Raw genomic sequence first — 15,969 nt, forward strand, 5'->3', positions numbered from 1 at the left:
AGCAAAATAGTGACAGAATAGAATGCAGCAGACTACACGCCGCAGAAAAGAGGGAATATGACAAACAAACTTTATAAACTGATGAACTGGGCAAAGATAGAAGAAATCACTTATTCTGAATGTGATAATCCCCATGAACTGTTAGGACCTCATAAGCAGGGAAGTAAAATGCTGGTACAGGCATTCTTCCCGGGAGCAGAAAAGGTGACGATCCACTGGAAGAAGACAGGACAGGTAGGCGAAGCTTTTCTGGCAGATGTCCCTATGGAACTGGCAGACGAAGAAGGTTATTTCGCAGCCCTGATAAATGCCGGGAAGATGGCACCTTATGAATATGTGGTGGAATATGGAAAGACAGAAGAGCGTGAAGCCCACAGAATGATCTGCGGCGATGCTTACCGGCATGTTCCCCAGATCACGAAGGAAGATATGGATCGTTTTGCAGTCGGTGTTCATTACACCATTTATGAAAAACTGGGCGCACATCCCATGGAACTGGACGGAGAGAGTGGAACCTATTTTGCCGTCTGGGCACCGAACGCCATGCGCATCAGTGTAGTGGGGGATTTCAACGGATGGGACGGACGGATCCACCAGATGAGACGCCTGGGAGATTCCGGTATTTTCGAATTGTTCATTCCCGGCGCAGAAGCAGGAGACTGCTATAAATATGAATTGAAGATCAAAGGTGGACTGACTTATCTGAAAGCAGACCCTTACGGCAACGCCGCGCAGAAGAGACCGGAGACAGCTTCCGTCATCGCTGACCTGCGAGATTTTTCGTGGGATGACAGCGAATTCTTGAAAAAAAGGGAAAGCTACCAGTGCGGAAATGCTCCGGTCAGTGTGTATGAAATGTATCTGGGAAGCTTTGTGACGCCGGACGAGGGACAGGATTATGCGAACTATCGTGAGATCGCTCCGAAGGTCATTGACTATGTAAAAAAAATGGGATACACCCATGTGGAACTGATGCCGGTTATGGAACATCCTCTGGATGCTTCCTGGGGCTATCAGGTGATCGGTTATTATGCCCCTACCGCCAGATACGGTACACCGGAGGACTTTATGTTCTTCGTGAATGAACTGCATAAGGCGGGAATCGGCGTGATCCTTGACTGGGTACCGGCACATTTTCCCAGAGATACTTACGGATTGTCCGGCTTTGACGGCACCTGTCTCTATGAGCATCAGGATCCCAGGCAGGGAAGCCATCCTCACTGGGGAACGCTGATCTACAACTACGGCCGTCCCCAGGTATCCAATTACCTGATCGCCAATGCTTTATTCTGGGTGGAAAAATATCATGCAGACGGTATCCGGATGGATGCGGTAGCCAGTATGCTTTATTTGGACTACGGCAAACAGGACGGGGAATGGATTCCCAATATGTACGGTGGTAATGAGAATCTGGAAGCCATCGAGCTGATCAAACACTTTAATTCAATCCTCAAAAAGAGAGATCCCGGGGTATTGTCCATTGCAGAGGAAAGCACGGCATTTCCCATGATCACCGGATCACTGGAGGAAGGCGGACTGGGATTTGACCTGAAGTGGAACATGGGCTTCATGAATGACTATCTGGATTATATCAAATACGATCCCTATTTCCGCAGCCACCACCACGGAGAGCTTACTTTTAGCATGATCTATGCCTACAGTGAGAAGTTCATGCTGGTATTTTCCCATGATGAAGTGGTACACGGCAAAGGAACTCTGCTTGGTAAAATGCCTGGAGACAGGGCACAGAAGCTTGCTAATTTACGTCTGACTTACGGTTATATGATGACCCATCCCGGCAAGAAGCTTCTCTTCATGGGACAGGATCTGGCGGAAGAGAAAGAATGGAACGAAATGCGTCAGGTAGAGTGGCAGCTGGAGGAACAGAAGGAAAATGCCGGTGTCCAGAAACTGGTGAGGGATCTGAATGTACTTTACAGAGAGAATAAGGCATTGTATGAATGCGATGATCAGGCCAAAGGCTTCCAGTGGATGAACGAGATCTCTGCCAATGAATGCTATGTAAGCTTTGTGCGTAAGGGAGAAGAGGCAGAGGAACTGCTTCTGGTCGTAGCAAACTTCTCCGGAGTACCCAGAGAGATCACCACAGGTGTGCCTTACGAGGGAAAATACAAGGAGATCCTGAACACGGATGCTGTGCAATATGGCGGTACCGGTGTGGTCAATGACCGTGTGAAACGTGCGGAGGACGTGGAATGGGATGACAAAAAGCAGTCCGTTACCGTGAAAATGGCTCCCCTTTCCTTAAGCATTCTGCAGTTTATTCCTTATACCGAGGCAGAACTGGAAAAAGTGATCGAGAAGCGTATCCGCAAGAATACACCGATCCGCAAGACCGCAGGCAAGACTACAAAAAGAAAACAGGAGAAATAAGGCAACATGGATCTGACAGATAACGTAATTGAAGAGGTGCAGAAAAAAGAAGGACTGATCGCATCTTTCCTGGATACCCTGCCGGAAAAGGCACTGAATCTTGGCATCCGGATCGGACTGGCACTGGTATTCTTTTTCATTGGAATGCAGCTGATCAGGCTGATCCGCAAGATCATCCGTAAATCTATGAACCGGGCGGGAGCAGAGATCGGTGTGATCCAGTTCGTGGACTCTTTTGTAAAAGCTTCTTTATATATAATACTGATCCTGACACTGGCGTCCTCCTTCGGCGTGGACGCAGCCAGCATTGTGGCGTTGCTGGGATCGGCCGGCGTGGCCATCGGTCTGGCAGTGCAGGGAAGTCTGTCTAATCTGGCGGGCGGTGTGCTGATTTTATTATTGAAGCCGTTTAAGGTGGGAGATTACATTGTGGAAGGCTCCTCCGGTAAGGAAGGTACAGTAAAAGAGATCCAGATCTTCTATACAAAGCTGTTAACCTATGATAATCAGACGATTATTCTTCCAAACGGCAATCTGGCAAATAACACCATTGTGAATGTCACTGCTGCCGAATCCAGGCGATGTGATGTGAAGGTGTCTATTGCTTACAGCGCAGATATTAAGAAGGCAAAGGAAGTTCTGACAAAGGTTCTCTCTGAAGATCCCGATACTATAAAGGAAAGAGAGCATTTTGTATTTGTAGATGAACTGGCAGACTCCGGAATCAACCTATGTGTACGCTGCTGGTTCAAAAATGAGGATTTCTGGCAGGGAAAATGGCGTATTACCGAACAGTGTAAGTATGCACTTGATAAAGCAGAAATTGAAATACCGTTCCCGCAGATGGACGTGCATATGCGTTAATTAAAAATAGATATTGAATTTTACAGACTATAATGATAATATTACCGTTGTGATTCAATGTTTTAATATTTACATTTTTAGGAGGAAAAAATTATGAAAAAGTTTCTGGCACTTGCACTTGCATCTGTCATGGCTGTTTCTCTGGTAGCATGCGGCAGCACCAATGCTGACACCAATGCAGAATCCAGTGCGGCAGCTACCACCACTGCAACAACTGCAGAGAGCAGCAGTGAAGAACCCGGTCTGAAGATCGCTATCGTATCCAGCCCCTCCGGCGTGGATGACGGTTCCTTCAATCAGGACAACTACAACGGTGTTCTGAAGTTCATTGAGGAGAATCCGAATGCAACCGTAACCCCCATCCGTGAGGAGACCGGTGACAGCGCAGCAGCTGTTCAGGCTGTAGCTGATGTTGTAGCTGATTATGATGTTATTGTATGCTGTGGTTTCCAGTTTGCAGGTATCGGCAATCTGGCACAGGAGAATCCGGATACCAAGTTCATCCTGATCGATTCCTGGCCTACCGTTGATGGTACCGAAGTAACCGCAGATCAGGTGATCGACAACGTATACGCTGCTTACTATGCTGAGCAGGAGAGTGGTTTCTATGCAGGTATGGCTGCAGCTCTGTCTACCACCACAGGTAAGGTAGCAGTAGTAAACGGTATTGCATATCCTTCCAACGTGAACTACCAGTATGGCTTCGAGTGCGGTGTTAAGTATGTGAACGGTACCGAAGGCATGAACGTAGAAGTAGTAGAGCTTCCTTCTTACGCAGGTACCGATGTTACCGGCGCTAACGTAGGCGGTAACTATGTTGGTAACTTCTCCGATGAAGCTACCGGTAAGGTACTGGGTAATGCTCTGATCGCTGAAGGCGTGGACATCCTGTTCGTAGCAGCAGGTGGTTCCGGTAACGGTGTATTCACCGCTGCAAAGGAAGCTGAAGGCGTTAAGGTGATCGGTTGTGATGTTGACCAGTATGATGACGGTGCAAACGGTGACAGCAATATCGTTCTGACCAGTGGCCTGAAGGTAATGCATGATACTGTTTACAACGTACTGAACGAAGTAAAAGACGGTTCCTTCAAAGGTGCTAATGTGACTCTGACCGCAGCAGATGATGCTACCGGTTTCGTAAGTGAGGAAGGCAGATGCCAGCTCACCGCAGAGGCTATTGAGAAGATCAATGCAGCACAGGCTCTGTTAAAGGAAGGCAAGATCGTTCCTGCGGCAAACTTTAACGGTGTAACTCCGGAGACCTTTACCTGGTAGGAAGAATGGATTCACAAGAAGGTGATGGTGAGGAACTGTCACCTTCTTCTTGTTTAAACTGCTGTTTAGGCAGGAAAATGTACAGAAATGAGGATGAACATGTCGGAATATATTGTTGAGATGAAACACATCACCAAACGTTTTCCCGGGATCGTAGCCAATGACGATGTGACGATCCAGATCAAAAAGGGAGAGATCTTTGCCCTTCTGGGAGAAAATGGTGCAGGAAAATCCACCTTGATGAGTATGCTGTTCGGAATGTACGAACCGGATGAAGGAGAGATCTATATCCGGGGTGAAAAGGTGAAGCTGGAATCCCCCAATCATGCCACCAAATTAAACATCGGTATGGTACACCAGCATTTCAAACTGGTATCCAACTACACCATTGCTGAGAATATCGTAATGGGTATGGAGCCGGTGAAGAAGGTGCTGGGATGTATTCCGGTAGTGGATATGAAGAAGGCCAATCAGGATATCCGGAACCTTTCGGAAAAATACGGACTGGCAGTGAACCCCACCGATGTGATCAGCGACATTAATGTCTCTACACAGCAGAGAGTAGAGATCTTAAAGATGCTTTACAGAGAAGCGGAGATCCTCATTTTTGATGAACCCACAGCGGTTCTGACACCGCAGGAGATCGATTTCCTGTTGGATATTATCAAATCTCTGCGGGATGACGGCAAGACTATCATCCTGATCACACATAAACTGGAAGAAATCAAACGGATCGCGGACAGATGTGCCATCCTGAACCACGGACGTCTGATGGATGTCATGGATGTGGCTACCACGTCCACCAAAGTCATGGCCAACAAAATGGTAGGCCGTGAAGTGAATTTTGAGACAGAAAAAGAGCCTGCAAAACCGGGTAAGACCATACTCAGTATCGAGAAACTGAATGTTTACAATAAACAGGATTTCCAAGTGGTAAAGGATGTATCTCTGGAGGTACATTCCGGTGAGATCGTTGCGATCGCAGGTGTGGCAGGCAACGGACAGGTAGAAATCGCAGATGCTATTGCGGGACTGGTACCGGTGCGTTCCGGCAAGATCCTGTTAAACGGCAGAGACATTACGAACCTGTCTATCAGAGAACGAACGACCGAAGGAATTTCCTATATTCCCGAGGATAGACAGAATTACGGACTGGTCATGGATTTTACCCTTTCGGAGAATCTGGCACTTCGTAATTATTACAAAGAGCCGTTCTGTCATAAGGGAGTACTGGATCAGAAGATTTTTGAAGACAACAGTGAAAAACTGATAGAAAAATACGATATCCGAAGCGGCCAGGGCAGCAAGACAGTGGTACGTTCCATGAGTGGTGGTAATCAGCAGAAAGCCATTATTGCCAGAGAAGTGGAACAGGATTCCTCCCTGATGATCTTTGTGCAGCCCACCCGTGGACTGGATATCGGTGCCATAGAGAATATCCACAAGCAGATCATTGCAGAGAGAGACAAGGGCAAGGCAATCCTTCTGATCTCTCTGGAATTGGATGAGATCATGAATTGTGCGGATACCATCGCAGTTATTTATAACGGAAGCATACAGAAGATCGCCAAAGCCAGTGAACTGACCACCAATGAAGTGGGAGAGTTCATGATGGGCGTAAAAAACAAGGAGAAGGAGGCATAAGACCATGAAAAAATTTACAAAATTATGGAATGCGGTAAAGATTCCTCTCCTTGCGATCCTTTGTAGTCTTGTGGCAGGTGGTGTGATCATCGCTGTGACCGGTTCCAATCCCTTTAAGGCTTATTACGCACTTCTACAGGGAGGCGGACTGGCACCCAAGTCCTCCTACGCCAGCTACAAGAGTATGCTGACGGACTTTATGAGTTATGTGAACTATTTTACCCCCATGATCTTCGCGGCACTGGCTGTGGCGGTAGCACTCCGCGCCGGACTGTTTAATATCGGCGTCTCCGGACAGATGCTGGCAGCCGGATTTACCGCAAGCATCGTTGTGGGCTACAGCAGTCTGAACGCCGTGCTGGCAAAGCCGCTGGTAGTAATCATCGGCCTGATCGTCGGTGGTCTGGTGGGAGCACTGATCGGCTTCCTGAAATACCGGTTTAATATCAATGAGGTCGTTTCCTCTATTATGTTAAACTATACGTTCCAGTATGTGATCAGTTTCTTCATCAATACCTTTTTCGTGGATCCGGTCTCCAGACAGTCAAAGGAAATCTCCGCAGCTTCCAGACTGACACTGATGGATACCATGGTGGGCAATCTGAAAATGGATATTCCGCTGGGAATTATTCTGGCTCTGCTTACGGTGGTGGCTGTATGGTTCCTGTTAGAGAAGACAAAGCTTGGTTATGAACTGAAGGCTGTGGGCTATTCCCGCAGTGCTGCAAAATATGCAGGTATCAAGGTAGGCAGAAGCATGGTACTGTCCATGACGATTTCCGGTGCACTGGCCGGACTTGCCGGTGTGACTTATTATCTGGGCTATGTGGGATCCATTCAGCCAAAGGTATTGATCAGTACCGGATTTGATGCCATTGCGGTATCCCTGCTTGGTAACAACAATCCCTTCGGTATTGTATTTTCTACTATGCTGATCACCCTGATCAGCAAGGGAAGTACTTATATGAAATCTGCGGCCGGCGTGGATGCGGAGATTGCATCCGTTATCACCGGTATCATCCTTTTGTTCAGCGCATGTAATGCTTACATCAAGTGGAAAATGGAGCGAAACAGAAGAGAGAAAACCAACAAGACAAAGGAGGACAAATAAATGGATATTGTGATCATTGACGGTTTATCCTTTGCACTGCCTTTATTTATTATGGCCATCGGTGGCATCTACTGTGAGAAATCCGGTGTGACCATGCTGGCGGTAGAAGGCTTACAGGGTTTTGGCGCCTTTATCGGTGCATTCGTGGCGGTTGCCATTGCGGGAAACTTTGCCGGAGACTCTCCGGCGCCTTTCTACATTGCCATGGTTATGGCGGCTGTGGGCGGAAGTCTGTTTGCACTGATCCATGCCATGTTATGTCTGAAGTTCAAGGCTAATCAGGTTATCAGTGGTGTGGTAGTCAATATTCTGGCCATGGCGCTGACCGCATATTTAACGAAGCTGTTCAACAGAGTGGTATTTGGTGCTACGTCCGATAAATTCGTACTGACTGTTTCTTCCAGAATTACCATCCCGGGAATCTCTAAGATTCCGGTACTGGGAGCGGTATTTACCAATCTGTATCCTTTTGAACTGGTGATTGTGGTAGTGGCTTTCGTGGCGTGGTTTGTGATGTATAAGACCCGCTTCGGCATGCATCTGCGTGCCTGCGGTGACAATCCCCATGCAGTGGATGCGGCCGGAAGACAGGTGGGACAGATCCGTCTTGCAGCCATTATGATCTGTGGTGCGTTGTCGGGACTGGGAGGTATCTGTTTCGCGTATTCCATTTCCGCAAACTTTTCCTCCAGTATTTATGTAGGTTACGGTTATCTGGCTATTGCGGCACTGATCTTCGGCAACTGGCGTATCCTGCCGACTCTGGGAGCGTGTCTGTTGTTCGGATTTGCCAGATCCGGTGGATACCGTCTGGTACAGGTACTGCAGATGCCCAGCAGTTATCAGGATCTGGTCATGATCCTGCCTTATGTACTGACTTTGCTGCTTCTGGTATTCTTCTCCAAACAGAACGGTGCACCGAGAGCACTGGGAGTGATCTACGACAAAGGTGCAAGATAAGCAGACATTTGCAGAACGCAGCTTTGCATGGCTCTGAAGAGTTACTACAAAAAAAGAGAAAGCGAAAAGCTTTCTCTTTTTTAATACATATAAGCTGAAAATGGGACTCGAACCCACGACCCCTTCATTACGAGTGAAGTGCTCTACCAACTGAGCTATTTCAGCGGACTAGGTTATTATATATGTTCTTGGGAAATTTTGCAACTGTAAAATTTATTATTTTCGCAGAACGTTTCACAAAGCCGTAAATTATGTAGGAGACCGTAAGACGAAAACGCCTGCGGATCTCCGAAAGGTCAGTTGCGGTGCTTTTTGCTGTAATGTTCCAGAGACTGTGTCAGCAGGTAGAGCAGCATGGCAATCACACATAGCAGTAAGATGGAACTGATTACCATATCCAGCTGGAAGACCTGGGAACCGTAGATGATCAGGTAGCCCAGTCCCCGTCTGGCGGCGAGAAATTCCCCGATGATAACACCTACCAGGGACAGCCCGATATTGACTTTGGTGGTACTGAGCAGGGTGGGAATGGATCCCGGCAGTACCACTTTGAAAAAGATATCCCTGCGGTTTCCACCCAGTGTGCGGATCAGAATCTCCTTTTCCGGATCTACCTGATGAAAGGCGGTGTAAAAGCTGATGATGGATCCGAATACTGCCACAGAGATTCCAGCAATGATGATGGTGTTGATCCCGGTGCCCAGCCAGACAATAAACAGAGGAGCCAGAGCGGATTTCGGAAGGCTGTTGAGCAGTACCAGATAAGGCTCTAAGATCTCCGACAGCTGCCTGGAAAACCACAGCAGAGTGGATAACAGAAGACTGACGAAAAATACCAGCAGGAAACTCAGGATCGTTTCTAACAGTGTGATACCGATATGCATCGGAAGGGACCGCTCTGTCCATAATTCTCCAAGGCACAGAATGACTCTGTGGGGACTGGAGAAAAAGAAACTGTCGATCCAGTCAAGATCTGCACTTACTTCCCACAGGAGTAAAAAGATTCCCAGAAGAAAAAAGCGCAGGAAGGAGACCTGTCTGTGATGGCTTTTGTGTTTTCGAAGATATTGTTCCTGAACGGTCAGAGGTTGTTTAATTTGTGGTCTCATCCGTTAATTCCTCCCAGAGTTGTTTGAAATAATATGGAAATTCTGGCGCATTTCTGGCAGCCAGCGGTGATGCATCCGGAAGCGTGAGCCGGATGGGGAGAACGGCCTTGATCGTCGCCGGCCTCGCAGACAGTACATAGACCTTGTCGGCCAGACTGATGGCCTCCGACAGATCGTGAGTGACGATGATCATAGTCTTACCAGCCTGCCGGATCAGCCGGCAGATATCCGCGGATACCATGAGCCTGGTCTGGTAATCCAGGGCGCTGAAGGGTTCATCCAGAAGGAGCAGCTGGGGATCCAGGGCAAGGGTGCGGATCAGGGCAGCACGCTGCTTCATGCCGCCGGACAATTCGCTGGGACGTTTATCCTGAAAGCTTTCCAGACCATAGTCGGACAGAAGCTGTTTCACATAGTCGGTACGCTCTTTGGTAAGAGCATGATGGATCTCCAGTCCCAGAGTGACATTCTGGTAGATGGTACGCCATTCGAAGAGATGATCGTGCTGCAGCATATAGCCGACACGGGGATAGTGAAGGGATCCGTCGGGATTGTTGACTACGATGGTGCCGGTCTCCGGAGCAAGCAGTCCCGCAATGATAGACAGCAGCGTGGACTTCCCGCAGCCGCTGGGACCTACTAAAGCGACAAATTCCCCTTCCTCCACCTGAAAGGAGACATCTTTTATGGCACCGGTCTCGCCCGCCAGATTATGATAGGAGTAACCTATGTTTTTTAATTCGATGAGAGCTCCCATAAAAAGGCATACTTCCTTAACTTGAATATTTATTGTTATAGTATGAATTTAAAAGAAAAAAGTGTTTTTGCTACCCGAAAGTGATGAAATTCACTGTATTGCATTAAAGTGTCGTTTGTGATATGATTAATTGCAATCAATGTCTATGAGAAAAATTGTCTGATAGGCTGCTGACAGAATAAAAAGATGGGAGAATGACCATGGCACAATTATGGGGAGGACGCTTTACGAAACAGACCGATCAGCTGGTATTTGATTTCAATGCGTCCATAACATTCGATAAGAGATTGTTTCATGAAGATGTCACCGGAAGTATCGTACATGCCACCATGCTGGCAAGGCAGGGAATCCTCACCGAGGAGGAGAGAAAGAGCATTATCGAAGGACTGACCGGTATTTTAGAGGATGTGGATGCCGGAAAGCTTACAATCGACGAAACCCAGGAGGATATCCACAGTTTTGTAGAGGCAACCCTGATCGACCGGATCGGTGATGCAGGCAAAAAGCTTCACACCGGACGCAGCCGTAACGACCAGGTGGCGTTGGACATGCGTCTCTATACCAGAGCGAGAGTGGCAGAGACAGACGGACTTCTGGAAAAGCTTCTGGAAGCCATTCTTGACACCATGGAGAACAACTTAGAGACCTATATGCCGGGATTCACCCATTTACAGAAGGCACAGCCCATTACTCTGGCTCATCATTATGGTGCCTATTTTGAAATGTTCAAGAGGGACAGACAGCGTCTGGTCGATATTTACAAACGTATGAATTATTGTCCTCTGGGAGCAGGAGCACTGGCCGGTACCACGTATCCGTTAGACCGTGAGTATACCGCAAAGCTGCTTCGTTTTGAAGGACCGACATTAAACAGTATCGATTCCGTGGCGGACAGAGATTATCTGATCGAGTTCCTTTCCGCACTTTCCACGATCATGATGCATTTAAGCCGTTTCAGCGAAGAAATCATTATCTGGAATTCCAATGAGTACCAGTTCGTGGAACTGGACGATGCCTATTCCACTGGAAGCAGCATTATGCCTCAGAAGAAGAACCCGGATATCGCCGAACTGGTAAGAGGCAAGACCGGAAGAGTCTACGGTGCCCTGATGGCGTTACTTACCACAATGAAGGGACTGCCCCTTGCTTATAATAAAGACATGCAGGAAGACAAGGAGATGGCTTTTGATGCCATGGATACCGCAGCGGACTGTATTGCCTTATTTACCGGCATGATAAAGACCATGAAGTTCCGTAAGGACCGTATGGCAAAGAGTGCCATGAACGGATTTACCAATGCTACGGATGCCGCAGATTATCTGGTAGGTAAGGGCGTACCTTTCCGGGATGCTCACGGCATTATCGGACGCCTGGTACTGTATTGTATTGAAAAGGATACTTCCATTGATGCCCTGAGCCTGGAAGAATTACGTTCCATCAGTGATAAGTTTGATGAGGACATTTACGATGCCATTTCCTTAAAGACCTGTGTGGAAAAGCGGCTGACCATCGGTGCTCCCGGTGCGGAAATGATGAAGCAGGTCATTGAGAAAAATAAAGAATACCTGAAAACAAATGCCATAGAAGTATATCAACAGGCTTTGGAAGACCGCATTCAGTAAGTGGAAACTGAACAGGTCTTTTGCAGATAAAATAAAAATGCACAAAGATGAGGAGGAAATGAAAAATGAGTGAAAAATTACGTGTAGGTATCCTGGGCGGAACCGGTATGGTAGGTCAGAGATTTATCTCTCTGTTGGAGAACCATCCCTGGTTCGAGGTAACGACCATTGCTGCCAGCCCCCGTTCCGCAGGCAAGACTTATGAGGAGGCCGTGGGTGACCGTTGGAAGATGACCACTCCCATGCCCGAAGCTGTGAAAAAGCTGGTAGTCATGAATGTCAATGAAGTAGAAAAAGTAGCCGCACAGGTTGATTTCGTATTCAGTGCGGTAGATATGACCAAGGATGAGATCAAGGCCATCGAGGAAGCATACGCAAAGACCGAAACCCCTGTGGTATCCAACAACAGTGCCCACAGATGGACCCCCGATGTTCCCATGGTAGTACCCGAGATCAATCCCGAACATTTCCAGATCATCGAGGCACAGAAGAAGAGACTGGGAACCACCAGAGGATTTATCGCTGTAAAGCCCAACTGCTCCATCCAGAGCTATGCACCGGTTCTGACCGCATGGAAGGAATTCGAGCCTTACGAAGTGGTAGCAACCACTTATCAGGCAATCTCCGGCGCAGGCAAGACTTTTAAGGACTGGCCCGAGATGGTAGGCAATATCATTCCTTACATCGGTGGTGAGGAAGAGAAGAGTGAGAAAGAACCCTTACGTATCTGGGGTAAAGTGGAAGGCGATAAGATCGTTCCCGCAACTTCTCCCGTGATCACCTGTCAGTGCATCCGTGTTCCGGTATTGAACGGACATACCGCAGCCGTATTTGTTAAATTCCGTAAGAAGCCCACCAAGGAGCAGCTGATCGAGAAACTGGTCACCTTCAGCGGTGAGCCTCAGAGACTGGGACTTCCCAGCGCACCGAAGCAGTTTATCCAGTATCTGGAGGAGGACAACAGACCTCAGGTGGCTCTGGATGTTGATTTCGAGAACGGTATGGGTATCAGTGTAGGTCGTCTGAGAGAAGATACCGTATATGATTACAAGTTCGTAGGTTTGTCACACAATACCTTACGTGGAGCAGCTGGGGGAGCATTGCTTTGCGCAGAACTTTTGAAAGCACAGGGTTACATCACCAAAAAATAAAGGGTGAGTGGGGTTATGAACGAGTTACGCTATCAGCTGGATCTTATGCGCGCAATGAATCAGAAACTGAGCGCTAAGGAGAGAATGTATCGTCTGTTGTGCGATACCATGGATTATGCTTATATCTACTATTCTTTTGAAAAGAATACGGTCACTACGCTGGGAAAATGGGATGATTTCTTTGACTTCCAGATTCTGGACAGAAGAGATTTTGTAAAACTTCAGGAGATGGTGGACGAACCGTATGTGCTGGCACTTCGGGAAATGCTGTTTTTGGAAAAGAGCGGTCGGGAGACGGACTCTGTGGAATGTATGCAGAGGGGAAAGAAGACCTGGCTGCAGTTTTCCAGCAGGATTTTCTACGAAGATGGCAGGCCGACGGATCAGATTATTGTGGTACAGAATATCACCAAACAGAAAACACAGAACGAAGAGCTTCTCTACATGGCGTATTACGACAGTCTGACCGGACTGTACAACCGTAATTATTTTGTGCGTCTTCTGACCGAATTTCTTCGTCGGGCCAAAGAGGATAACCGGCTGGTCAGCGTGCTTGTTATTGATATTGATGATTTCCGCAAGGTAAATGACGGACTGGGAATCGTGGCGGGGGACGAACTGGTACAGCAGTTTGGCTCTTTTCTGAAGGAATTTAACGGGGATGATGTGATCGTCTGCCACCTGACCAGTGATGTCTACTGCATGGCCATTTATGATCCTTGTGGGAACAAAAGTGTGGAACATATTCATAAGGAGATCGTTAAGCGCACCAGGGAGCCGTTTTATCTGGTGGGCGGGCAGGTCCTGAACATCACCGTAAGTGTCGGTGTGGCGGAATATCCGGAGGCTGCGACTTCCGCACTGGAACTGATCAACTGTGCGGAAATCGTAATGTTCAAGGGAAAAGCCATGGGCAAGAACCGGATCCAGTATTTCGATACGCCGATCCTGAACGATTTCCTGAAAAATGTAGAACTGGACAGCAAATTAAAAGAGGCTGTTTTTGAGAATAATTTTCTGCTGTATTATCAGCCCCAGTATTATGCGGGCAACCGTAAACTGCGGGGCGTGGAGGCACTGATCCGTTGGAAGGATGGCAACGGCAGAATGATCAGTCCGGCAAAATTTATTCCCATTGCGGAGAAGAACGGAACGATCATTCCTATCGGCAACTGGGTACTGGAACAGAGTATCCGTACTTTTTCCGAATGGAGGAACCGTTACGGAGTTCCTTTTGTGCTGTCAGTGAATATTTCCGCGTTGCAGTACCAGAAGGAAGATTTTGTGGAAACCCTGCTGAATATCATTCATAAATACGATGTGGATCCGGATGAAATCGAACTGGAGATCACAGAAAGCATTTTGATCGACGATTTCAGTGCAGTTACCGAGAAAATGCAGTTGTTGAAGGAGTACGGGATTCGCATTTCACTGGATGACTTCGGAACAGGATTTTCTTCCCTGTCTTACTTAAAGAAGCTGCCTATCAATACGCTGAAGATTGATAAATCATTTACCGACACGCTGCTGACGGATTCTGCGACCCGGATTATTACGGAGTCTATTGTAAGTATGGTGAAATCCCTGGGATTTGAGTCCATTGCGGAAGGCGTGGAGGAAGAACAGCAGTATAAATATCTGCGGGTCATCGGGTGTGATATCATTCAGGGATATCTGTTTGGAAAGCCGTTGTCACAGGAAGAGATCGAACAACTGTTGCAGAAGATGTACTGATCTGCTGGGTCAGAAAGAAAGAGGCTGCCATGCTGACTGGAAGGGAACAGGAAACAGCTTTTTTGGAAAATCATTATAAGAGAACAGGGAGTCAGATCCTGGTGGTGTATGGACAGAGAGGCGTTGGCAAGACGGCTCTCTTAACCTCTTTTACGGAGAAAAAACAGATGTTGCGTTATAGTGCGGGAAACTGTTCTTCCAGAGAACAACAATATTTGTGGGGACGGGAACTGCGAAGCCGGGGAAAGGAGATTGCAGAGTATCCTTCCTGGCGGGAATTGCTGGAATGCATGACAATACAGAAAGGCGAAACGACAGCAGATAAGAAAGTACTTATCATAGAGAATTTTCAGTATCTTTTAAAAGGGGATACTTTGTTTTTGCAGGAACTGATCCGGTTCCTGAAGGAGAAAAAAGAAGCACTGTTAGTGATCCTGACCACCTATGCCTCCGGCTGGGTGGAGAACAGCATGATTTCCAAAGTGGGAAATCTGGCATTTTCCGTCAGCGGATTTCTGAAGGTGAAGGAACTGCCTTTTTCCGCCATGCGTAAGATATTTTCCGACTATACAGTACAGGAAAGTATTTCGCTTTATGCGGCATTGGGAGGGCTGCCGGGACTGTGGCGGCTGCTTTATCCGCAGAATTCGGCAGAAGAAAATCTGATCCGGCTGCTTTTACAGAGGAACAGCTTTCTGCCGGAGCTTATGATAAAATGGCTGTCGGAGGAATCGCGGGAGACGGCAGTTTATGACACCATTCTGGCAACGCTGGCAGACGGAAGACATGGAAAACTGAACGATATGTATGCACATACCGGATTTTCCCGGGCCAAGATCAGTGTATATCTGAAGAATTTGATGGAACTGGAGCTGGTGGAGAAGGTGCTGCCCGGTACATATGAGATCTGTAATGCGTTTGTCCGGTTTTATTTTTGCTTTCTGTTTCCGCATCAGACGTCTGAGCGGACAGAAGGCAGTACATTTTATGAAAAATACATCCGGGAAGAATATAATGATTTTCAACTGTTGACCTATCGCCGGATCTGTCAGGAAGTGCTGCAGGGACGTTTCCGGACGGTTGAACTCTGGAACAGCAGACAGGGGAAAATCTATTTTCTGTGCAGGGAGGACACCGGCAGAAAGATCGTGGTGGATTATTCCGGCACGGTATGTTATACTTCGAAAGATTATGATGTGCTGCAGGCATCCATGAAGAGGGAACATGTGACTGCAGACAGCATTCTGATATTTAGCGAGAATGGATATGAGAAGACATTAACGGAAGGAACGGTACAGATACTGGTGCATTCCGTGGATGAGAACTCGTAAGACAGGAAAGATGGTAT

General features: G+C 47.5%; 12 protein-coding genes and 1 tRNA gene. 10 read left to right on the forward strand and 3 right to left on the reverse strand.

The window, feature by feature from the left end; all coding sequences use genetic code 11:
- Positions 1-57: 57 nt before the first annotated feature.
- The 6 genes from glgB (at position 58) to DWZ61_RS06495 (ending at position 8,248) form a co-directional block, all read left to right on the forward strand.
- Positions 58-2,394 carry a 1,4-alpha-glucan branching protein GlgB gene (gene glgB / locus DWZ61_RS06470; protein WP_118537833.1) on the forward strand — a complete coding sequence of 779 codons (2,337 nt, stop codon included), beginning with the start codon at positions 58-60 and terminating at the stop codon, positions 2,392-2,394.
- Positions 2,395-2,400: 6 nt separating this feature from the next.
- Entirely contained in the window at positions 2,401-3,258 is an 858-nt protein-coding gene (locus DWZ61_RS06475; protein ID WP_022312982.1) for a mechanosensitive ion channel family protein, read from the forward strand.
- 93 nt (positions 3,259-3,351) lie between these two features.
- Entirely contained in the window at positions 3,352-4,533 is a 1,182-nt protein-coding gene (locus tag DWZ61_RS06480; protein ID WP_022312981.1) for a BMP family ABC transporter substrate-binding protein, read from the forward strand.
- A 99-nt stretch (positions 4,534-4,632) separates the two neighbouring features.
- Complete coding sequence (locus DWZ61_RS06485) at positions 4,633-6,177, forward strand: ABC transporter ATP-binding protein (protein ID WP_118537834.1); 1,545 nt, start codon at positions 4,633-4,635, stop codon at positions 6,175-6,177.
- A gap of 4 nt (positions 6,178-6,181) precedes the next feature.
- Positions 6,182-7,288, forward strand: a complete 1,107-nt coding sequence (locus DWZ61_RS06490) for an ABC transporter permease (RefSeq protein WP_022312979.1) — start codon at positions 6,182-6,184, stop codon at positions 7,286-7,288.
- Entirely contained in the window at positions 7,289-8,248 is a 960-nt protein-coding gene (locus tag DWZ61_RS06495; protein WP_022312978.1) for an ABC transporter permease, read from the forward strand.
- 92 nt (positions 8,249-8,340) lie between these two features.
- Here the strand turns inward: DWZ61_RS06495 and DWZ61_RS06500 are convergent.
- From DWZ61_RS06500 to DWZ61_RS06510, 3 genes are all read right to left on the reverse strand, one after another.
- Positions 8,341-8,413, reverse strand: a tRNA-Thr gene (locus DWZ61_RS06500).
- A 131-nt stretch (positions 8,414-8,544) separates the two neighbouring features.
- On the reverse strand, positions 8,545-9,357 hold the full coding sequence (locus DWZ61_RS06505) for an ABC transporter permease (RefSeq protein ID WP_117466477.1): 813 nt from the start codon (positions 9,355-9,357) through the stop codon (positions 8,545-8,547).
- Positions 9,341-10,114 (reverse strand): ABC transporter ATP-binding protein, encoded by a 774-nt coding sequence (locus tag DWZ61_RS06510; protein ID WP_117466478.1) that lies wholly within the window; start codon positions 10,112-10,114, stop codon positions 9,341-9,343. Before DWZ61_RS06510 ends, DWZ61_RS06505 begins: the two co-directional genes overlap by 17 nt.
- 200 nt (positions 10,115-10,314) lie before the next feature.
- Here DWZ61_RS06510 and argH point away from each other — a divergent pair, with 200 nt between their 5' ends.
- The 4 genes from argH to DWZ61_RS06530 all read left to right on the forward strand — a co-directional run bounded on the left by argH (position 10,315) and on the right by DWZ61_RS06530 (position 15,952).
- A complete protein-coding gene (gene argH, locus DWZ61_RS06515; RefSeq protein ID WP_118537835.1) occupies positions 10,315-11,736 on the forward strand; it encodes an argininosuccinate lyase in 1,422 nt (473 codons plus the stop codon).
- A gap of 65 nt (positions 11,737-11,801) precedes the next feature.
- Positions 11,802-12,887, forward strand: coding sequence for an aspartate-semialdehyde dehydrogenase (asd, locus tag DWZ61_RS06520; protein WP_022312974.1), 1,086 nt, complete (start codon positions 11,802-11,804; stop codon positions 12,885-12,887).
- A gap of 15 nt (positions 12,888-12,902) precedes the next feature.
- Positions 12,903-14,621 (forward strand): bifunctional diguanylate cyclase/phosphodiesterase, encoded by a 1,719-nt coding sequence (locus DWZ61_RS06525; protein ID WP_118537836.1) that lies wholly within the window; start codon positions 12,903-12,905, stop codon positions 14,619-14,621.
- Between the two features lie 29 nt (positions 14,622-14,650).
- Positions 14,651-15,952 (forward strand): ATP-binding protein, encoded by a 1,302-nt coding sequence (locus DWZ61_RS06530; protein ID WP_118537837.1) that lies wholly within the window; start codon positions 14,651-14,653, stop codon positions 15,950-15,952.
- Positions 15,953-15,969 lie beyond the last annotated feature (17 nt).

Origin of the sequence: Clostridium sp. AF34-10BH (assembly GCF_003478095.1) — a bacterium.
GTDB classification, from domain to species: domain Bacteria; phylum Bacillota; class Clostridia; order Lachnospirales; family Lachnospiraceae; genus Acetatifactor; species Acetatifactor acetigignens.